The organism is Streptomyces sp. WY228 (genome assembly GCF_019287315.1).
Taxonomy (GTDB): domain Bacteria; phylum Actinomycetota; class Actinomycetes; order Streptomycetales; family Streptomycetaceae; genus Streptomyces; species Streptomyces caviscabies.
The window spans coordinates 7,551,416-7,571,170 of record NZ_CP079114.1; the positions used below are offsets into that span (position 1 = coordinate 7,551,416).

The 19,755-nt window shown below is 69.7% G+C and carries 17 protein-coding genes; 6 read left to right on the forward strand and 11 right to left on the reverse strand.

Annotated elements, in window-relative coordinates; genetic code table 11:
- The first annotated feature begins 29 nt into the window (after positions 1–29).
- Complete coding sequence (locus KV381_RS32885; RefSeq protein WP_218786942.1) at positions 30–2,387, forward strand: pyridoxal-phosphate dependent enzyme; 2,358 nt, start codon at positions 30–32, stop codon at positions 2,385–2,387.
- Here KV381_RS32885 and KV381_RS32890 read toward each other — a convergent pair.
- The gene (locus tag KV381_RS32890; protein WP_103538990.1) at positions 2,324–3,310 is read right to left on the reverse strand and encodes a TauD/TfdA family dioxygenase; all 987 of its coding nucleotides are present in this window, start codon (positions 3,308–3,310) and stop codon (positions 2,324–2,326) included. The genes KV381_RS32885 and KV381_RS32890 overlap by 64 nt on opposite strands.
- A 184-nt stretch (positions 3,311–3,494) precedes the next feature.
- On the opposite strand from KV381_RS32890, the gene KV381_RS32895 reads away from it, so the two are divergent.
- From KV381_RS32895 to KV381_RS32905, 3 genes are all read left to right on the forward strand, one after another.
- Complete coding sequence (locus KV381_RS32895; protein WP_103538989.1) at positions 3,495–4,343, forward strand: alpha/beta fold hydrolase; 849 nt, start codon at positions 3,495–3,497, stop codon at positions 4,341–4,343.
- Entirely contained in the window at positions 4,334–5,050 is a 717-nt protein-coding gene (locus tag KV381_RS32900; RefSeq protein ID WP_103538988.1) for a tryptophan 2,3-dioxygenase family protein, read from the forward strand. Before KV381_RS32895 ends, KV381_RS32900 begins: the two co-directional genes overlap by 10 nt.
- Positions 5,051–5,335: 285 nt before the next feature.
- Positions 5,336–6,928, forward strand: a complete 1,593-nt coding sequence (locus KV381_RS32905; protein WP_218786943.1) for a tryptophan halogenase family protein — start codon at positions 5,336–5,338, stop codon at positions 6,926–6,928.
- Positions 6,929–7,045: 117 nt separating this feature from the next.
- On the opposite strand, the gene KV381_RS32910 is transcribed toward KV381_RS32905, so the two are convergent.
- The 10 genes from KV381_RS32910 to KV381_RS32955 form a co-directional block, all read right to left on the reverse strand.
- On the reverse strand, positions 7,046–8,164 hold the full coding sequence (locus KV381_RS32910) for a nucleotidyltransferase family protein (protein ID WP_181008061.1): 1,119 nt from the start codon (positions 8,162–8,164) through the stop codon (positions 7,046–7,048).
- Entirely contained in the window at positions 8,161–9,108 is a 948-nt protein-coding gene (locus KV381_RS32915; RefSeq protein ID WP_103538985.1) for a Rossmann-like domain-containing protein, read from the reverse strand. Before KV381_RS32915 ends, KV381_RS32910 begins: the two co-directional genes overlap by 4 nt.
- A complete protein-coding gene (locus tag KV381_RS32920) occupies positions 9,096–10,757 on the reverse strand; it encodes an aminotransferase class I/II-fold pyridoxal phosphate-dependent enzyme (protein WP_103538984.1) in 1,662 nt (553 codons plus the stop codon). Before KV381_RS32920 ends, KV381_RS32915 begins: the two co-directional genes overlap by 13 nt.
- Before the next feature lie 24 nt (positions 10,758–10,781).
- The gene (locus tag KV381_RS32925) at positions 10,782–11,696 is read right to left on the reverse strand and encodes a hypothetical protein (protein ID WP_181008060.1); all 915 of its coding nucleotides are present in this window, start codon (positions 11,694–11,696) and stop codon (positions 10,782–10,784) included.
- A complete protein-coding gene (locus tag KV381_RS32930; protein WP_103538982.1) occupies positions 11,693–12,295 on the reverse strand; it encodes a hypothetical protein in 603 nt (200 codons plus the stop codon). Before KV381_RS32930 ends, KV381_RS32925 begins: the two co-directional genes overlap by 4 nt.
- Before the next feature lie 3 nt (positions 12,296–12,298).
- A complete protein-coding gene (locus KV381_RS32935) occupies positions 12,299–13,138 on the reverse strand; it encodes a hypothetical protein (RefSeq protein ID WP_103538981.1) in 840 nt (279 codons plus the stop codon).
- Between the two features lie 451 nt (positions 13,139–13,589).
- On the reverse strand, positions 13,590–14,168 hold the full coding sequence (locus tag KV381_RS32940) for a class I SAM-dependent methyltransferase (RefSeq protein ID WP_218786944.1): 579 nt from the start codon (positions 14,166–14,168) through the stop codon (positions 13,590–13,592).
- A 26-nt stretch (positions 14,169–14,194) separates the two neighbouring features.
- Positions 14,195–15,103, reverse strand: a complete 909-nt coding sequence (locus KV381_RS32945) for an HEXXH motif-containing putative peptide modification protein (RefSeq protein WP_103538979.1) — start codon at positions 15,101–15,103, stop codon at positions 14,195–14,197.
- The gene (locus tag KV381_RS32950) at positions 15,096–16,307 is read right to left on the reverse strand and encodes a radical SAM/SPASM domain-containing protein (RefSeq protein ID WP_103538978.1); all 1,212 of its coding nucleotides are present in this window, start codon (positions 16,305–16,307) and stop codon (positions 15,096–15,098) included. The genes KV381_RS32945 and KV381_RS32950 overlap by 8 nt, the downstream gene beginning before the upstream one ends.
- 11 nt (positions 16,308–16,318) lie before the next feature.
- Complete coding sequence (locus tag KV381_RS32955; protein ID WP_181008059.1) at positions 16,319–16,462, reverse strand: hypothetical protein; 144 nt, start codon at positions 16,460–16,462, stop codon at positions 16,319–16,321.
- A gap of 246 nt (positions 16,463–16,708) precedes the next feature.
- Between KV381_RS32955 and galE the strand changes: the two genes are divergently transcribed.
- The gene (gene galE / locus KV381_RS32960; RefSeq protein WP_103538977.1) at positions 16,709–17,731 is read left to right on the forward strand and encodes a UDP-glucose 4-epimerase GalE; all 1,023 of its coding nucleotides are present in this window, start codon (positions 16,709–16,711) and stop codon (positions 17,729–17,731) included.
- Between the two features lie 643 nt (positions 17,732–18,374).
- Positions 18,375–19,643 carry a pyroglutamyl peptidase gene (locus tag KV381_RS32965; protein WP_103538976.1) on the forward strand — a complete coding sequence of 423 codons (1,269 nt, stop codon included), beginning with the start codon at positions 18,375–18,377 and terminating at the stop codon, positions 19,641–19,643.
- Positions 19,644–19,755: the final 112 nt, after the last annotated feature.

Sequence of the window (19,755 nt, forward strand, 5' to 3'; positions counted from 1 at the left end):
GACGGTTTCCACGATGAAGTGAGGTTGGTATGGGTGCAGAGAGCCTGATCGACGCGGTGGGCCGTACCCCGGTCGTGCGGCTGCGCGTCGGAGCCGACCGGGGGGTCGAGGTCTTTGCCAAGCTGGAGCTGCAGAACCTCTTCGCGATGAAGGACCGGGTGGCGAAGAGGATCCTCACCGAGGCGCGCCGGACCGGCGCCCTGGCTCCCGGAGCACCGGTGGTGGAGAGTTCCTCGGGGACGATGGCGCTCGGCGTCGCCCTGGTCGGCACCCTGCTCGGCCACCCCGTGCACATCGTCACCGATCCGCGCATCGACCCGGTCACCCTCGCCAAGCTGACCGCACTCGGCTGCGAGGTCCACGTGGTACCGGCCATGGACGAGAACGGCTGGCAGGGCGCCCGCCTGACGCGGCTGCGCGAACTGCTCGAAGGCCTCCCCGGCGCCTTCTGGCCCCAGCAGTACGAGAACCCCGAGAACCCCGCCGCCTACCGCACCCTGGTGGACGAACTGGTCGCCGACCTCGGCGACGTGCACACGATCGTCGGCGCGGTCGGCAGCGGCGGCTCCCTCTGCGGCACCTCACGCGTGCTGCGCGAGAGTTCACCCGGCCTGCACGTCATCGGGGTGGACTGCGTCGGCAGCGTCCTGTTCGGGCAGCCCGACGTCCCCCAGCGACTGCAGAGCGGGCTCGGCAACAGCCTCCATCCGCCCAACCTCGACCACGGCGTCATCGACGAGGTGCACTGGCTGAACGACCACGAGGCGTTCGCCGCCACCCGTGAACTGGCCCGGCACGAAAAGGTCTTCGCCGGGAACACCGCCGGATCCGTCTACCGCGTCCTCACCCACCTGGCGGCGACGCTCCCGCCGGGGGCTCGCGCCGTCGGCATCTTCCCCGACCGCGGCGACCGGTACACCGACACCGTCTACAGCGACGCGTACTGGATCAGCAAACGCCTCGCCGAGCAGCCCGTCGCCACCCGACCGCGCCGCGTCGGCCGGGGCATCGAGGCCCGCACCTGGTCCTTCCGCGGCAACGGGGCGCAGGAGCCCCTGCCCACGTACGCCTTCGTGGAGTCCAACACCACGGGCACCGGCATGCTGGCCCTGAGCGCAGCGGCGGAGGCCGGGTACCGGCCGCTGCTGCTCACCAACGACCCCTCGCGCTACCAGGGTCTCGACGGCACCGGCGCCGAGGTACACACCTGCGACACCGAAGACCTGGACGGGCTCACCGCCCTGCTGGCGCGCGACGCGGAACTGGCCGCCGTCGGCAGCACCAGCGAGCTCTACCAGCAGACCGCCGCCCGCCTCGCCGGCGCCCTCGGACTGCCCGCGCAGGACCCCGAGGCCGTGGCACTGTGCCGCGACAAGGGCGCCCTGCGCAGGGCTCTCACCGAAGCGGGCCTGCACCAGCCGCGGTTCCGGGTCGTCACCAGCCCCGACGCCGCCCGCGCAGCCGCACACGAGGTCGGCCTGCCCTGCGTGGTCAAGCCCGTCGACGACTCGGGTTCGACGCTGGTGCGGCGCTGCGACACCGCGGATGAGGCGGCCCGGCACGCGGCCGACGTGCTCGCCGTGGAGCGCAACGGACGCGGCCAGCCCACTGCGCGCCGCGCCCTGGTCGAGTCCCTGCTGACCGGGCCCGAGTACAGCGTGGAGACCTTCGGCACGGACGCCGGACACGTGGTGCTCGGCGTGGTGGAGAAGTCGGTGACCGGTGCGCCCGCCTTCGTGGAACACCAGCATCTGCTCCCGGGCCGTCCGGACGCGGAGCCCGCCTCCGAGCTGGAGTCGGTGGTACTCGCCGCCCTCAAGGTGGTCGGGCTGCGCGGCGGCGCCGCCCACACCGAGGTCAAGCTGACCGAGGCCGGGCCCGCCGTCGTGGAGGTCAATCCGCGTCTGGCCGGCGGCATGATTCCCGAGCTGTTCCGGCTGGTGACCGGCGCCGACCTGGTGGCCGCACAGGTCGCCCACGACGCGGGAGGCGTCCCGAAACTGCCCGGTACCCGCGTCGGTGCGGCGGGCATCCAGTTCCTCGTGGCGGACCGCACCGGCCTCCTCGCCGGCGTCCACGGCGTCGAGGAGGCCCGGGTGCTGCCCGGTGTGGAGCGCGTCGTCCTGACGCGGGAGCCCGGCCGGCCGGTGGCGCCGCCGGTCGACGCCTACGGCCGCATCGGGTACGTCATCGCCCGGGGCGACAGCTCCGCCGAGGTCGCGGATGTGCTGGCGCGGGCCTGCGGACTGCTGCGCGTCGACGTCACCGCGCCGGAGGACGCGGGGTCGGGGCGTCCCGGTCCCCGCGTCCCGGCGGACGAGCCCTACGGCCGGACGCGCGCCAGCGGATCGCCCAGCGCCACGACGACCCGGCGCTCCCCGCGGTAGGGCGCGCGGCTGTGCGCGGCGGCGATGTTGTCGATCAGGAGCAGATCGCCCTTCCGCCACGGCACCGCCACCGCGTGGCGGTCGTACACCTCGTTGATGGTGTCGACGGTCGCACGGTCCAGGGCGGTGCCGTCGCCCCGGAACGTCGTGAAGGGCAGGCCGTCGGCGCCGAACTCGGCGAGCAGCAGCTCGCGTACCGCCGGGTCCATGGTCCACTCGTTGAGGAAGGCTATCTGGTTGAACCAGCAGCGCTCACCGGTCTGCGGGTGCTCGACCACCGCGGGCAGGGTCTGCCGGGTGCGCAGCCCGCCCGCCTCCGTCCACTCGTGGGCGATGCCGTGTGCCGCACAGTACGCGCTCACGGCCGCCCGGTCGTCCGTGCCGAAGGCGTCGGCGAGCGCCACTCCGAGCAATGGGCTGTAGTTGCGCACGAGTTGCCAGCCGTCCCGCTCGAACGACGCCGCGACGTCGGCAGGCAGGCCGGCGAGGACCGCCCGCGCGTCGGCGACGGACACCGCTCCGCCGCTGCTGCCCTGCTCCAGGCAGGACAGGACGAGCCATCTGGGGTAGCGGGCCGCGTTCGACAACTCGTGGTGCATGCACATGGGTTGGTCCGGAGGCCACTGGGAGGACGAGTACACCCCGCCCGGCAGCGCCGTGCGCGGGGCGAAGCCCTCCAACTCCGTCATCAGCTCCGAGGTCAGGGCCCGGCTCGCCGCGGCCGCGTCGGCCGGCTCGCGCAGCCCCAGCCCCCGCACCAGGACCGCGCCCCGCTCGACCGCGACGGACCGCAGCGCGGCGGCGTGCGTGCGGAGCCAACCGAGGCCGTCCCCGGCCGCCGCCTCCGCTTCCACGACCGGCACCGCATCCTCGGAAACGGCTGTCGACTCGCCGGCGAATCGGTCGACATCGCTGTACGGCATTTGTTCGCCCTTCCGTTTCTGCGGGATCGGAATATGGTGAGGGCGCGCTGCCGCAGCCCCTCGCATCGCAACGTAACAGCGATCGGGTGAAGCGGAAGTCTTTCAGTCTGGGGTAAATGGTTCTTGCCCATCGGGCGGGATTCCGGAAACTGTTCAGGCAGCCCATCGAAAGTGAGGAGTGCCCATGCCCGTGATAGCTGTCAACGGCGTACGGCTCGCATATCGGGACCTCGGTCACGGACCTCCCGTACTGCTGGTCATGGGAGCCGGAGCCACCGGCAGCGCCTGGCACCTGCACCAGGTCCCCGCCTTGGTCGCCGCAGGCAACCGGGTCGTCACCTTCGACAACCGCGGGCTCGGTCCCGACGGTCCGGGCGCCTCCGGCTTCACCGTGGACGACCTGGTCGCCGACGCCGCCGGGCTCGTCACGCGGCTGGACCTCGGACCGTGCACCGTCGTGGGCACCTCGCTGGGTGCACGCGTCGCCGCCGAACTCGCGCTCACCCGCCCCGACCTGGTCGACGCCATCGTCCTGATGGCGACCAGGGGCCGCAGCGACCCGCTCCACACCGCGCTCAGCCTCGCCGAACAGGAACTGGACGACCTGGGCATCGAACTGCCGCCGAGCTACCGTGCCGTGGTCAAGGCGCTGACCGAGCTGTCACCGCGCGGCTTCGCCGACGAGCAGGCGTTCACGGACTGGCTGGAGGTGTTCGAGCTGGCTCCGCCCCCCGGCCGCGCCGCGCGCGACCAACAGCGCCTCTACCCGATGCCGGACCGCCTCGACGCCTACCGGCGCATCGACGTCCCCTGCCACGTCATCGCCTTCGCCGACGACGTCATGGCGCCGCCCGCCATGGGCCGGGAGGTGGCTGCCGCCGTGCCCGGCGCGGGCTTCGAGGTCATCGAGGGCTGCGGACACCTCGGCTACCTGGAGCGGCCGGAAGCGGTCAACCGCGCGCTGCTGGAATTCCTGCGGGTATCCGCACCGGCGAGGACCGACCGGTTTGTGAAGGAGGGGAAATGCCGTTGACCGGCCCGACCGCGTCCCTGCCCTACGGGCAGGTGCTCAGACTGGACGAACTGCTGCAGGTCGCGCGCGTGCACGACGACGACGTCGACCACGTCCTGTTCCTGGCCACGCACCAGTCCTGCGAGATCTACTTCGCCGTCGTGCTGCGGCACTTGGAGGCGGTACGGGTCGCCCTGGACGCCCGTGACGGTGCGCTGGCGGTGCGCCGCGCTGCGCCGCTGCCCGTGCTGGTCGCCACCCTCGTGCACCAGTTCGATGGCCTGGCGACGCTCTCCACCGAGGCGTTCCACGCTGTCCGGGACGCGCTCGGGGACGCCAGCGGCTTCCAGTCCGCCCAGTACCGCGAGATCGAATACCTCTGCGGCCTGCGCGACTCCCGCTTCCTCAACACCGCGGGCTACACGGACGCCGACCGCAAGCGGCTGCGGGCACGCCTGGACGAGCGCTCCGTCCAGGAGGCGTACCGCGACTTCGCCGCCGACCGCACGGAACGGGAGTCCGTCGAGCGCGTACGTGGCGCGCTGCTCGACTTCGACGAAGCCTTCGCCGTCTGGCGGTCGCGCCACGCGGTGCTCGCCGAACGGTTCCTCGGCGGCGGCACCGGGACCGCCGGGTCCGACGGCGCCGCGTACCTGTGGCGCGCCGCGCGCCGGCGCCTTGTACCCGACGTCTGGCCGGGCGGGCCGGACGCGGCGGGCGAGGCATAGCCCGGCACCCTCCGACTTTCGCCCCAGGGCCCGGCCCCGCGGCCCGACGGAAACGGCGGAAGGCCCGTCCGTCAGCCGTGACTGAAATGCTTTCCGCCTCGATGGCCGCCCGGCTAGCGTGACCGGAGGTCCGAATCCGAGCACGCATTCTCCGATGTCTCCGGTCTCCTCCACAAGACCATTGGACCTCCTCAAAAAGGCTCCTTCAGCGAGCCCGCGCACCGCAACACTTCTGCAGGCCGCGGAATTTCGCGGCGCAATCCTATCCCGGGGAGTGCATTTTCGATGGCGCAGCAGGGGCAGGGCGAAACCACAGGGCGAATAGGCAAGGTCGTCATCGTCGGCGGCGGTACCGCGGGGTGGATGACCGCGTCCTACCTCGTCGCCGCCTTCGGCGACCGCGTCGACGTCACGCTCGTCGAATCCGGACGGGTGGGTACGATCGGCGTCGGCGAGGCGACGTTCAGCGACATCCGGCACTTCTTCGAGTTCCTCCAACTGGAGGAGAAGGACTGGATGCCGGCCTGCAACGCCACGTACAAGCTCGCGGTCCGGTTCGAGAACTGGCGCGAGCCGGGCCACCACTTCTACCACCCGTTCGAACAGCTGCGCTCCGTGGACGGCTTCCCGCTGACCGACTGGTGGCTGCGCCACCCCACCACCACGCGGTTCGACACGGACTGCTTCGTGATGGCCTCCCTGTGCGACGCCAACCGCAGCCCCCGCTACCTCGACGGCACGCTGATCGACCAGGACTTCGTGGAGCGCGGCGAGAAGCCGCTGGCCCGCTCCACCATCGCCGAGTTCCAGGGCGCCCAGTTCCCCTATGCGTACCACTTCGAGGCCAGTCTGCTCGCCGACTTCCTGCGCAGGTACGCCACCGAGCGCGGCGTACGGCACATCGTCGACGACGTCCTCGACGTCGAGCGCGACCACCGCGGCTGGATCGAGCGCCTGCGTACCCAGGATCACGGCGCCGTCGGGGGCGACCTGTTCGTGGACTGCACCGGCTTCAAGGGGCTGCTGATCAACAAGGCGTTGGACGAGCCCTTCGAGTCGTACCAGGCTTCCCTGCCCAACGACAGCGCGGTGGCACTGCAGGTTCCCCTGGACATGGACCGCGAGCCCTTGCGCCCGTGCACCACCGCCACCGCGCAGGACGCCGGCTGGATCTGGACCATCCCGCTGATCAGCCGGGTGGGCACCGGATATGTCTACGCTCGCGACTACCTGGACCCCGAGGAGGCCGAGCGCACGCTGCGCGAATTCGTCGGCCCGGAGGCCGCCGACGTCCCCGCCAACCACATCCGGATGCGCATCGGCCGCACCCGGCGGTCGTGGGTGAACAACTGCGTCGCCATCGGACTGTCCTCCGGCTTCGTCGAGCCGCTGGAGTCGACCGGCATCTTCTTCATCCACCACGCCATCGAGCAGCTGGTGAAGTTCTTCCCCGGCAGCGACTGGGACCCCTCCCTGCGCACGCTCTACAACAACTCGGTGGCCCACGTCATGGACGGCGTCCGCGAGTTTCTCGTCCTGCACTACCGGGGGGCCAAGCGCGCGGACAACCAGTACTGGCGGGACACCAAGACCCGTGAGGTTCCCGAAGCTCTGGCCGAGCGGATGGAACGGTGGCAGTCCAAACTGCCGGACTCCGAGACCGTCTTCCCCTACTACCACGGGCTCCCCCCGTACTCGTACAACTGCATCCTGCTCGGTACCGGCGGCATCCCGGTGCGGCCCTCACCCGCCCTGGACATCGCCGACAAGAAGGCGGCGCTCCTGGAGTTCCAGGCGATCCGCGACAAGGCCCGCCGACTGGTCGCGGAACTCCCCACGCAGAACGAGTACTTCGCGGCCATGCGGGCGCAGAGCTAGGGCAGGGAAGTCGATCCCAGGCCCCGGAAGCGTCCGGGGCGTCACGCTGAAGGCCCGCACCGCATCGCGGTGCGGGCCTCTCTCCGGCTGGACAGTGTCTGATCCGCGCTCCGTCCGTCAGACCGCGGACGCGCCCCGGGGCAGGGGGAGTTCACTGCGCTGATCGAACATCCGGGTGCGGAAGTCCGTGTCCCACGTCATCGGTTCATCGAGGTCCAACGCGCCGAACCGGTCCAGGAACGAGGGATCCAGGCCGACGCCGAGCTCGGCCAGTGGCGCCGCCGGGACGCTACCGGGCCACATGGCCTCCAAGTGGGACAAGGTGAAGTAGAGCGCCGCGGTGGCCCGGTACCCCTGCGCGCGCCGGATCAGCGCATCCCACGAGAGGGTGTCGCTCTCCGCGCGGAGCACTTCGCGAAGGTCGGAGTACTGGATCAGCCGCTGGTGTTTGAGCCGGTGAAGGTATCGCAGCGTCGTCGATTCCTTGAAGGTGTGCGCACACAGGTCGAGGACGAGGTCCTCCGGGCCGGCGGCGAGGGTGTCCACGGTGCCGATGGTCACCGTACGGGCACGGGAGAGCACCTCGCGGGTCGAGATCTGCATCCCCGAACCGGGCAGTGACAGCTCTCGGCTGAGGTCCACGTTGTAGATCCGTACGGTGGAGTCACCGGTCAGCCGGAACAGCGGCGGCAGCACATTCGTGTGCAGCCGCCAGAACAGTTCCTCGTCGCGCGGCAGGGGATGGATCACCCGGCCGTTGTCGGACACCTTGCCCGTGGAGTACCCGAGCCCCGCCAGGGCGTCCACGACGGCGGCGCCGCTTTCGCGGTCCACGAGCAGATCGATGTCCATCATCGGGCGCACACCGAGGTCCCGGTAGTAGCGGGTGGCGAGCAGGAGGCCCTTGCGGAGGGCGAACGACAGCCCGGCCCGGTCCAGTGCCCCGGCGACCGTGGAGAACTCGTCGCGCAGCGCCTCGTTCCGGTGCCGGTGGTATTCGTAGGCCCCCAGGTACACATCCATCGTCGCGTACCCGTACGCGCTGGGCGTGAAGAGGTTGCCGTCCCGCAGGTTTCTGGCGACCAGCGGCAGGACTCGGTGCCTGGTCGCCTGAGCGAGCAGTAGGTCCCAGTCGATGCCGCCGCGGATCAGCGCCTCCGCGCGCTCGACATCCGGCCGCGTGTCCGTGAGGGTGAGCAACAGCGTGATGGCGTCCGCACGCGGGTCACCGGTCACCGGAGTCCCTCCTGTGGTGAGGGATCGTGGTGGATCACGGTCCGGTGGTCGTACTCGTTGAACCAGTGGTACAGATACTCGTCATAGTGGTACGCCCGCGACAGCCGACGGTCCTTGACCTCCGTGACCTGCAGGACCGCCCCCTCGGCGAACCAGGCCGCGGGCGCCGACGCCCCCGTGGGCCCCACGACGAGCTTCGGCCGGCCGGCCGTCGCCTCCAGGACGTCCTCCATCGTCCCGTTGGTCAAGGAGGACGGCGTCACCTGGACCAGGTCGCTGACCGCGGCCAGATCCCTCAGGCCGGAGTCGACGACGCTCACCCGGGTGTCCGGTGCCAGCGCCTCGAGCCCGGACAGCAGGCGGGCGACATGCTCGGTCCGGCCATCGACATGGGCGTCGGCGAGCACGATGCGGCTCACATGGGGGTGCTGCGCCAGCGTCTCCAGGAGACCACCGAGGCCGATCACACCCACGGTGCAGCCCGCGGGCAGCACCCCGTCCAAGACCTCTCGGAACCGGCGTCCCGCCGTCGAGTCGGGTCGTGGTGCCTGGACGTCGTCGAAGGCGAGGTCGAGCCTGGCCAGCCCCTGCGCGGCGAGCGCCGTCGGCGCGAACAGGTGCCGAGAGGCCGCGTTCACCACCGCGATCCGCACACTGGCCCAGGTCAGCTCCGACAGACTCGAAGGAGACGCGGCCAGGGCATCGCCCACGCTCGTGATCGTTCCGGGCGTGCGGTCGAGCATCGCGGCCAGCGTGTCCGCGTCCAGCGCTCGCGGGTCCTCCCGCAGGGCCTGTCCCGCATAGCGGTAGCGGTCGTAGTTCATCGCGCAGCCGACCGCGCCGTCGGCGAGCACCGCGACCGACGTGCTGCGCCCGATGTGGACGGACTCGACTTCCCGCCCCAACTCGTCCTCGACCGCGGCGAGCAGCCTCACCTCGACCATGATCGACCGCCCACCGTCGCGATGTCGTCGGCGAGCCGCTTGGTATCCGACTCGGCCAGTGTCGCCACGGTGATACGGATGCCGCCGCGGACATCGCCGAAGGACCGGCCGGGCGACACCAGCCAGCCCCGTTCGGCCAGACCGGTGACTGCCCGCTCCTCGTCGCCCACACCGACGTACACGTTCAGGCCCGACTCGGCCAGCGCTTCGATGCCGTGTGCCCCGAGCGCGTCGAACAGCGCCGACCTGCGCGCCGCATAATGAAGGCGCGCGTTCTGCAGGATCTCGCTCGCCCAGGGGCTGGTCAGCGCCGCAGCCACGAGGGACTGGGTGTGGCGGCTGAGCCAGCCGCCGCCGAGCATGCGGCGACGGTCCAGCAGGTCGACCAGGAACGGCTCTCCCGTCACGACGGAACAGCGCAGGTCCGGCGCCACCCATTTGCTGAACGAGTGCACGGTGAGTACCGCGGGGTGATCGTCCGCGACGGGGGAGACGAACGGAGCGCCGGCCACGGGGCCGCAGTGGTCCTCCAGGACGACCAGCGCATCGGTTCCGGCAAGCGCCGCGCGCAGCTCCTCGGCACGTTCCGGCGTCACCGCCGCGCCGAGCGGGTTCTGGGCCCGGGGCCGTATGAGGACCGCCTGGACGTCACCGGCGACCGCTCGCAACGCCTCCGGTGCCATGCCGTACCGGTCGACGGAGACGGGCACCTCGTTCAGCCCGAGCGATCGCAGCAGCAGTACGTCCCCCTGATGACCCGGCGATTCGACGGCGACCCGGTCGCCGCGCGAGAGCAGGGTGGACAGGATGTACTCGATGGCGAACAGCCCGCCGGGCAACGGGAGCAGGCCTCCGACGGGCATGCCCTCTTCCTCGGCGTAAGCGCTGACCGCTTCGGCGAAGCGCGGCAGAACACGAGGCTCGCCGTACAGTGCCAGGACCGGTTCGGCCTCTCCGGCCAGGCGCTCGGCGTCCGGCAGGAGCTGCGGATCGGGGTTGCCCGAGGACAGGTCGACGGCGTCGGCGGATGGTTCGGGATGTGCGGAGGCCCGCGTGTGGGCTCCGATCTCGGTGACCGTGACGTGGTCGAGGTCGCGCAGGACCTGACCCGACCGCTCCAGCAGGACGGCTCCCTGCGAAGCGGGCAGGCCCTTCGTCCCGTCGCTCTGCGATCGCAGCCGCTCGATGAGGTCGCGGGCCTCCGCGAGAGCCCACCCTCGGCCGGCCGGAATCTGATCGATAAAGCCGTCCTGGCCGTCCACCAACGTGGGACCCACCTCGGCGAGGGGGGCGAACCGGCAGTCGAAGACCATCCCGTCGTCGGTACCCACCCCGCCGACGATGTGCCTCCACTCATCAGGTGCCGTCTGATCGATCACGGCGTGGAAGAAGACTGTCACCCGGTCCTGGCCGGTCGCCGGGTGCGGTGACTGATCGACACCGAGGGCGCGGAGGTCACGGATCGCAGCGATGCCCGTCTCCTCCATGCATTCGCGCCGGGCCGCGGTCTCCAGGTCCTCCCCGGGATCGACGCCCCCCGCGGGCACTTGGATACCCGCGTCGGGGAAGTCCCGATGAGCGAAGGACAGCAGTTCCGGTCCGTTTCCGGACGGCCTTGTGACGTACACCGCGACTCGTACGCGAGCCATGGTCCTCCTCTTTCGTGAGCTTGCTCAGTTGCACAGCCGACGGGCGGCCTCGGCGGTCGGTGGCCGGTCGGCCGGATCGTGTGCCACCAGCGACGTCAGGACCCGAGCCCAACGGGCGGGCAGCAGAGTGCCGAGGTCGGCACCGTAACGCGGATAGCGACCGGTCACCGCGAAGATCGTGGTGGAACCCAGCCCATAGAGGTCCGCGGTGGGGCGGGGGTCGCGGTGGTCAACCGCGTACTCCGGGGGCCAGTGCAACTCGCCCCGGATCCAGGCGGACCTGGGCGGTGGCCGGTGCTCGGTCACCGGTACGAGGGGGCGGGCCGAGCCGAAGTCCGCGATGACCGGCAGGTCACCGTCGACCAGGATGTTGTCCGGGCCGAGTTCGCCGTGGACCATGCCGTGGGCGTGCGTCCGGCCGATGGCGGACAGGCCCTGCCGCAGCCAGGGGCCGATGGCGTCCGGCGCGAGCAGCCAGCCGTCCGCGACGCCGGCGGCCACGGACCCCTGGGAGCACCGGGCGGTCGCGAAGTATGCTCGGCCGCCCGCTGTTCTCGACAGGGGGGCCAGCAGGACGGGCGTGCCGGGACGGCCGGACAGAGCCGCGGTGAGTTCGGCCTCGCGGCGGAAGGCGGCCTCGCCCCGTGCCCGGGCAGCGGCGTTGTCGCGCTGGTAGAAGGTGAAACCGTACGCCGCCGGCCGCAGTGCCGGCGGCAGCCCGTCGATCACGTCGCGGTAGCCCCAGGCCACCTTGAGCACCGCGGCCTCGCCGTCGACCGTGCCGCCGACCAGCGTATTGCTGCCGGTGAAAGCGATGACGTCGGCGACGTCCAGGCCGGATGCCCGCAGATCGGCCAGGATCTCGGTCGGCGGCACGAGCACCTTACGGGCGAACTCGGGCACGCTGGTGTCCAGGGCGGCGTCGTGAGCCGTGGTCATGCCACCAGCTCCGCGACGAGGCGCTCGGCCAGATCGGTCAGCTCCTCCGGTGTGGTGTCCTCCGTCACCGGGACCGGATGGAAACCGGGCAACTGCGGGCCCAGCCGGTGGAACGCCGAGACCAGGGACTTGAGGTTCTCCTCCGTCTCGTAGGGCCTCAACGGCTTGGCCCTGCTCAGGATGCGCTGCCATGCCAGTTCCGGGGCGATGTCCAGATAGAGGGTGAGGCTCGGCAGCGGCAGCGACCCTTTGAGCAGCGCGTCTATGAGGACACCTATGTCCCGCCCTTCGAGGACGCTGCGGTAGACAAGGTCGCTGAGCACATAGCGGTCCGCGATCACCGAACCGTGGGGGAGCGCGGGTTCGATGTTGAGCCGGTAGTGCAGCAACTTATCGGTCCGGTAGTCGTCGACGTCGGCGGCGCTGTGCATGCTGGCTCGGGCGAACTTGACGCCTGAGATGGCACGGGCGACCGGCACGCTCAGCCAGCTGTTCTGACCTACCAGGTGCACCGGATGGCGTGCTGACAAGCGCTCGGCAAGGGCCCGTCGCAGAGTCGTCTTCCCTGCTCCGTCGATTCCTTCGATGGCGATGAACACCGGCTACTTCTCCTCCGTTACACGCAGCGCGTCGTCGCGGTGTGCGACGTAGTCGAATCCGGAGTCGAGCGTGCGCTCATAGCGATTGCTGTCCGGCCACCAGCACAGGGCCAGTTCGGCTGCCATGGAGTGGTGCCTGCGCCGGACGAGTTCGGTGTGGACGGTGTCCTTGGGGCCCTCGGCCGGGGCCAGTTCGTCACGGCGGCGCAGCACGTCCCCGACCAGATCTCCTGACACCCGCAGCCTCTCGATGCGGAGAGCCAGTTCGCACAGAACTCCCCAGACGAACATGTCCACGGCGACAGGCCGCTCGGTCGTGTCGTCGATGGTCTCGGCCCATACACGGCCGACCCACCGCACCAGGGCCTCTAGCAGGTCCACCGGCGCCACGTCCGTGGGCACCGCGAGATAGGGGCTCGCCGGACCAGGGCGCGCGGCGTCGTCCAGCAGGGCGGAGGGTCCGATGTCCAGCAAGAAGCCGAAGTTGGTGTCCTCGAGCAGTCGGGCAACCGCGCTGTAGGCGAAGCCGGCCCCGCTCACCCGCTCGTGCACCCATACGCGCTCGGCGACCCGCGTGAACGACGCGGCGTACGACGGCCAGTCACCGCTGCCGACGCCCAGGTCGCGGGCGGCGGCACAGACCCCACCCGGCCGAGAGGACAGCCTGCTCCACCAGTCGGCCTCCAAGGGGTTGACCACGCCCTCGGAGCAGAGTGAGGACAGCACCGCCAGATGTTCGGCGTGGAGCATCGGCTCAACCAGCGTGACCCACTGGCTGATCAACCGCCCGTCGAGCATGTAGATGCCGACAGGTGCCCGGGGGTCGGGTACGGCCGAGTTCATGGTCCTCCATACCTTTCTTCGTGGGTTCGCTTTCGGGTCACTCGCAAGAGCGGGACATCCAAGGGCGCCGGGTGCGGCTGTCATCGTTCGGCCGTGTTCGTGGCCGTAGGCCGGACGCGGGCAAGGCGGCGCACCACTGCACCGTCATCGACGCCGAGGCCGCGAGGGTGCTCTCGTGCCAGGTGGCGAACAACGAGGCCGAGCTGCTGGAACTGCTGGGCGGCACACTGGAGCCGGCCGACGGCGATCCCGCCACGGGGGCGGTCGGCGCAAGCGGTCCGAGGGAGAAGAAGGTCCTCAAGACAAGCCGTCCTCACGCTTGCCCGATGCCGCCGCAACGTGCTCGGGGCCCTCACACACGACCACTGAACCTTCGAGGCCGGCGCATCCCACCCGCCCGCCGCAGCGACATGAGTGTCTCAAAGCCGGTCACCGCACGGACCTGACTCCGTCATCGAGAATCCCTTCTCCGTAGCAGAAACTGGCCGGACGCGCTGGTCTCGGCCTTGTCGCTGAGGGCTTGACTGTGCAGCCGGGCCTCGCCGATCACGTCGAGACCGACGTGATCGGCGAGGTCGGACAGGGCCTGCGGAGGGACATGGCTGCGATCGTCATCCGGCGCCGGGGTTTCATCAGGGCGCCACAGATCGACCAGCGCGGTTCCGCCCGGACGCAGGCACCTGGACACCTCTCCCAGGACCCGGCGCCGGGCCGCCTCGTCACGAAAGGAGTTGAGCCCTTCGTAGGTCAGGATCACGTGATCGGCGGACGCGGGCCGCACTGGCACACGCGCGGCGTCCGCGACCACGAAGCCGTGGCACCCGGGCCGCCGCGTCCGGGCCGTCCGGATCATCTCGGGGTCGTGGTCCACGCCCAGATAGCGCACCCCGGGCAGCAGCGTCGCGTAATGGCCCACGCCGCACATCAGGTCAATGACGACGCTCCCCCGGGCAGCGCCCAGGTAGCGCATCTCGGCTGCCCGGAGCGGGGCCATGCGCGCCCCGTCGTCCGTGGACGGATCGAGTTGCACGGCGACACGGACGGGCAGCCCAGCAGTCACGCCGTTACCGGGACCGACAGCGCCGTGGTGTAGGCGTCCGTGACCAGGCGTGCTGACGCGGACGGCCCCAGCAGGGCGATCGCAGCCTCGGCCGAGTCCTTGATGGACCTCAGGTTCGCGGTCTCCTCGGTGAGCCGGAGCCGACGGTAGAGCTCCTCGACCTCGCTGGGCGCCGCCGTCCGCTCCCAGAACGCCACGAGCTGGGAGAAGGCGTAGACGGAGTGGAGGAACCCGTAGGCGGGGCGCTCGGTCTTCTTCCAGGGCGAGTACCAGGCGTGCTCCGGTGGCAGCGAGAGTCCCTCGGTCCGCACTGTCTCGAACAGCAGGTTGTGGGACGCCTCGTGAAGAACCGCCTCGGCCACCCGGAGCGGAGACTCGGGCACGTCCATGAAGATGCTGGAGTCGAGCCCGGCCAGCGTCCAGGAATTGTTCGCGGACATCGCCTGGATCCGGCCGTTGGCGACCACGACGCCGGCCCCGATCCGGATGACTTCGTCGAAAAGAGGGTCGGAGTGCAGGAGTTCGAGCGCCCCGGGGTAGAGCTGAGCCAGCGGACGTACGAGGGTGTCAGGTCGCAGCAGCCAGCAAGGGGAGTCGTACGGTGCGTCCTCGTACAGGTCGCAGTCAGCGGCCTGCACGGTCTTGGGCCCGGGTTCGGTCGCCATCAGCGCGTCGAGATGACCGCTCACGCGCGATGCGAAGTTCTCCTGGTCGCGGCGGGCCCACAGTCGTGCGTTCGTCTCCAGGTGGGCCAGGACTGCGTGATGCCAGGAGTCCGTCGTGTCCGCCAGCGGCTGCAACCGGGGCCGCAGACCGGGTGCCACGTTCCCCAGCGCTGTCAGCAGGCGGCTCCTGCGTTCCTGGCGTCCCTTGGCCACGAGCGTCGTGATCTCTGTGTCAAGCATCCTGTTCCTCCAGCTTTTGCATGATGCCGTCGAGCCAGAACACAAAGGCGCGACGGTACCCGCAGTAGTCCTCCGCACGGTCGACGGCACGCAGCCGCAGCCGGGTCGCCATGCATCCGCCGCCGCACAGCGGCTGGGCCGAACACGTGGAGCAGTCCTCCAACGGAGCCGAGATGATCCGTAGCTGCTTGCGTCCCAGCGGCGTGCCCCATGCTCCGGCGAGGGTGGTCGCCGAGGCCTTTTTCACGTCGTGGGCGAGAAGCGAGTCGGCGGCAGGCAGCTCGTCACAGCTGCCGAAGCGACCGCCCGGGTACAGGGTGTAGATGTGCCCGCACTTGCTCTCCGAGTAGTGGCACATGCGGGGGGCCATGCCGCGCCGACGGCGCACTGCGCTCATGATCGGCTCTACGTTGAACCGCCGGTAGGCGCCCTCGGAGATCCAGCGCTCGGTGAATCTTTGAAGGAATGCCAGATACGCGTCGGGGTCCACCGCCCAGGAGTCGCCGACGGAGCCGTTCGTAGAATCGATGAGTTCGATGAGACCCTTGTTGCCGATCGGCACGGTGCGGGGTGTCGTTCCCTGGTCGTAACAGGGGACGACGTTGAGACTCACCAGACTCGGTATTCTTTCGACCAAATCGAACAGGGCGTCGGGATCTCCGACATTCCGATCATGGATGACCGAAATGGCACCAAATGGAATCGATCGCCTGCCGAGCAGCTCAATGGATTCCATCACTTGGCCCGTGGTCTGCCGGTCGGCGAAGTTGACCCTGTAGGAATTGTGCTGTTCGTCCCCATCGAGGGAAAGCCCGATCTCGACCGCCGGTGTCGAACTCTCCAGTATGTCGAGCCACTCGTCGTCGAGCAGAACTCCATTGGTCTGTATCTGGATCGTCGTAACCGTCTTGCGTTCGCTCAGCTCGGCGAGCAGTGCACGCGTGTTCTCCCGGCCGTAGAGAAGAGGCTCGCCACCGTGCAGGTGCACGGCCACCGGACGGCCCTCCATCAGATCTAAGGCGGCGCGGACGTCTTCGAGGGTCATGCGTTCAAAGTCGTCCGCTTCGCCTCCTTTACGCTTCTCGAAGCAGTAGTAACAATTGATGTTACAGACATCTCCGACAAGCTTCAGAATCAGAGTGACCGGGTCGGATGCGCCCGCTATGGGTATTCCGGAACCTGTTCCGGTGGCCGTGGCTGTCATTTTTGCCCGACTCAGCCGTTGGTTTCCGGCTTGGTGGACTCGGCCCACTCGCGTACGTTCACCGCGCTGTGGTGCGCGGTGGCCATGTGTTCGAGCTCGGAGGTCTCGAGGTCACCGAGGAACTTGCTGAAATCGCCCTCGTTGGATTCCGTCACCGTCACTCCTTTAATTGTGTCGAGTGTTTTGCATTGCTCGATGAGCGTAGCAGCGAAGCTTGCAGAGAGCATCGACGTCAAGTGCTCGCTTAATGACCCACTTCACGGCGATCCCGGCCCCCGCAGGTCACGTGGGTATGCTTCCCGCAAGCCTGACGAAAGACATAGACTTTGGCACTGTTCATGTGTTGCAGGGAACGGATAGCGTCCCGGTGCAGGTAGCCGAGTGTGAAGAAGAGGTGCAGCATGCCCGCAACGGTTCTGGTGGCCGGAGGCGCAGGTTTCATCGGGAGCCACACATGCGTCGAACTGCTTCAGCATGGTTACGAGGTCGTCGTGGTCGACGACTTTTCCAACAGTTCACCCCACTCGCTGGAGCGCGTGGCGAAGATCGCCGACACCGCCGTCCCGGTCCTGTACGTCATGGATATACGCGACCGGCCGGCACTCTCCGAGGTGTTCCGTGCGCACCCCATAGAAGCGGTCATCCACTTCGCGGCGAAGAAGGCGGTGGGAGAGTCGGTCGGAATGCCCGTCGAGTACTACGACAACAACGTCGGCGGCACCACGGCGCTCGTGTCCGTGATGCGGGAGTACGGGGTGCGCCGTCTGGTCTTCTCCTCATCCTGCTCGGTATACGGCAACGCCGTGAAGGTGCCCCTGACCGAACGGGACCCGGTTGCCCCCACGAATCCGTACGCCTCCTCGAAGTGGCTCTGCGAACAGATTCTGGCCGACGTCTGCCGACACGTGCCGAGCATGAATGTGCTGAACCTTCGCTACTTCAATCCGGTCGGCGCGCATCCCAGCGGTCTTCTCGGCGAGGACCCTCGCGGGGTCCCCGTCAACCTCATGCCCTACGTGTCCCGGGTGGCCCTCGGGCGGCTCGCCCGGCTCAGGGTCTTCGGCGACGACTACCCAACGATCGACGGCACCGGCGTACGCGACTACGTCCATGTCATGGACGTCGCTGAAGGACACCGCGTCGCCCTTGAGCACCTCGATGACGAGGCAGGGATGCGTACCTTCAACCTGGGCACCGGTGTGGGCTCATCCGTCCTTCAGCTCATCGCGACCTTCGAGGATGCCACCGGTCGCCGCATTCCCTACGACGTCACGGACCGTCGCCCCGGAGACGTTGCCGCTCTCGTCGCCGACCCCACTGCCGTGACCAGGGCTTGGAACTGGTCGACCTCGCGTGACCTCGCCGCCATGTGCCGTGATTCCTGGCACTTCCAGAGCCTCAACCCAGCCGGATACGCCGACTGACGCCCCCGGCCCGTACGTCTCGACCGTGCGCTGATCCTCGCCTCGGCGCAGACGGCCGGGGCCGTCGCCCGGCGCCGCCTCCAGCCGGTCGTGAACCGGGAGGAGCTCGTCGTGGCTGCGGCTGCCATGGCCCTTCCCATGCCCGAGCTGCCGTGTGCGGACCCGGCTTTTGCAGTGCTCGGCGGTAACAGCCGGGTGTCCGGTGCACTCGTGCGCTGGTAGTTCCGGTGGCAGAGCGCGGCTGGGCGCCTCTGGGAAGGACCGGGCTCCGAGACGTCGGCTGACGGCGCAAGTACCGGAAGCGTCCGACGGCACGCCACGTCATGTTGTCCCGGACTTCCTGGACGGGCTGGATGAGTGGACGCTCGGTGTGCTGGTCGCGTGGACCGTGGAGGCGGACCGGGGGGCGGCGTCCGCACGCCGGAAGTTCCTGATCTCGTCGCCGAACGGCTGCTCCGCCCGGCGAGCGGGGGAGCGGAAGTGCTGCCTCTCAACGCCCTCGAGAGGCGGCTGGCCAAAGGGGGGCTGGGCGTCCTCGTCGTCCGTCGCCCTTCCCCGATGTGTCCGTACCACTCCTGCCCCATGGCATCGCCTCGGGCAGTGCCGCGATACTGCGACCGACCGCTCTACGGAAAGGGCCCACGTGTCGCACCAACTCTCTGCAACCACCCGGCTCGGTCTTGGCGGTGTGGCGTTCCTGCTCGCCGTCGCGGGACCCACCCTGCCGGCCACGGCGCTGGCCGCCGACACCGCCCGCACTCCCATGGCGGCCACCGTCGAGGAGCAGCGTCTCGACCGGGCCGCCCCGCAGGAGATCCTGCGGCGCAGCGCGTTCGACGCCTTCGCTCCGCGCTTCGAGCGTGCCCTGCGGGGTTCCCGCAGCTACGCGCAGGTGGAGCGGACGGTGACCCGCCACGGCTCGGAGCTGTGGCGGCGCGCCGTGGACCGCGCCCAGGGCCGGGGACCCGTCACGGGCGACCTGAGCCGGGGCGACGACCGCCCGTTGTACTGGGCCCGACTCGCGCTCAGCCGCGAACTGCGCGAGTGGGAGCCCCGGTTCGGGCTGAACGACGAACAGCGCAGAGCCTTGCACGCCGCCCTGGAGACCTCATCGCGCGGCCAGGGCGACATCCGCTACCCGGGCCACCCGATGAAGCGGGTCCTCGTCACCGGCTTCGATCCGTTCACGCTCGACACGGACACCCGGACAGGCAACCCCTCGGGCGCCGGTGCGCTCGCCCTGGACGGCACCCTGGTGCAGACCGCCGAGGGACCGGCCCGGATCGAAACCGTCGTCTTCCCGGTGCGCTGGGCGGACTTCGCCGACGGCGCCGTCGAGCGGGCCCTCGCCCCGCATCTGCCGCACCTGGACCTGTTCACCACCGTCAGCCAGGGCCGCCAGGGCCGATTCGACGTGGAGCGCACCAACGGCGCCTGGCGCGGCGGCTTCCCCGACAACGAGAACGTGGCGAGCACCGGGCTCGTCCCCGTCACCGACCCGGACTCGCAGCCGCAGTGGACCTCCACCACCCTCCCGTACGGTCAGCTCACCGAGGCGGACACGGGCCGCTTCCCGGTGTACGACAACACCGGGGTCACCGAGATCCCGGCGGGTGGAACCCAGCCGGTGACCAGGCCGGACGGGCCCACCCCCGGCTCGGCGGCGCGGGCCGGGGGCGGCGGCAACTACCTCTCCAACGAGATCGCCTACCGGGCCACCCTGCTGCGCGACCGGCTGGGGCTGTCGAAGCTGTCGGGCGGTCATCTGCACACCCCGGTCCTGCAGTTCGGCGCGGAGAACACCAACCCGCAGACGGGCAGAGTCACCGACCCGGACTTCGAGCGCAACCGTTCGGACATCGTGCGCCAGGTACGGGAACTGGTGAAGACGGCGGTGAACACGGCCGATTGAGCACCGCGCCGCCGCTTCGACCGGTCGAAGCGGCGGCGGGGGCCGTAGTGAACGAAAGACCGGTCGAAGCTTCGCCCCGCCGGTGCACAGGCCGAAGCGACCGGCACCGTCA

What these genes read in the sequence shown, in the direction of transcription:
- KV381_RS32905 (WP_218786943.1), top strand. Translation starts at nt 5,336, where the DNA reads ATGGCGCAGCAGGGGCAGGGCGAAACCACAGGGCGAATAGGCAAGGTC.
- KV381_RS32890 (WP_103538990.1), bottom strand. Translation starts at nt 3,310, where the DNA reads ATGCCGTACAGCGATGTCGACCGATTCGCCGGCGAGTCGACAGCCGTT.
- KV381_RS32935 (WP_103538981.1), bottom strand. Translation starts at nt 13,138, where the DNA reads ATGAACTCGGCCGTACCCGACCCCCGGGCACCTGTCGGCATCTACATG.
- KV381_RS32895 (WP_103538989.1), top strand. Translation starts at nt 3,495, where the DNA reads ATGCCCGTGATAGCTGTCAACGGCGTACGGCTCGCATATCGGGACCTC.
- KV381_RS32925 (WP_181008060.1), bottom strand. Translation starts at nt 11,696, where the DNA reads ATGACCACGGCTCACGACGCCGCCCTGGACACCAGCGTGCCCGAGTTC.
- KV381_RS32950 (WP_103538978.1), bottom strand. Translation starts at nt 16,307, where the DNA reads ATGACAGCCACGGCCACCGGAACAGGTTCCGGAATACCCATAGCGGGC.
- KV381_RS32915 (WP_103538985.1), bottom strand. Translation starts at nt 9,108, where the DNA reads ATGGTCGAGGTGAGGCTGCTCGCCGCGGTCGAGGACGAGTTGGGGCGG.
- KV381_RS32885 (WP_218786942.1), top strand. Translation starts at nt 30, where the DNA reads ATGGGTGCAGAGAGCCTGATCGACGCGGTGGGCCGTACCCCGGTCGTG.
- KV381_RS32945 (WP_103538979.1), bottom strand. Translation starts at nt 15,103, where the DNA reads ATGCTTGACACAGAGATCACGACGCTCGTGGCCAAGGGACGCCAGGAA.
- galE (WP_103538977.1), top strand. Translation starts at nt 16,709, where the DNA reads ATGCCCGCAACGGTTCTGGTGGCCGGAGGCGCAGGTTTCATCGGGAGC.
- KV381_RS32900 (WP_103538988.1), top strand. Translation starts at nt 4,334, where the DNA reads ATGCCGTTGACCGGCCCGACCGCGTCCCTGCCCTACGGGCAGGTGCTC.
- KV381_RS32920 (WP_103538984.1), bottom strand. Translation starts at nt 10,757, where the DNA reads ATGGCTCGCGTACGAGTCGCGGTGTACGTCACAAGGCCGTCCGGAAAC.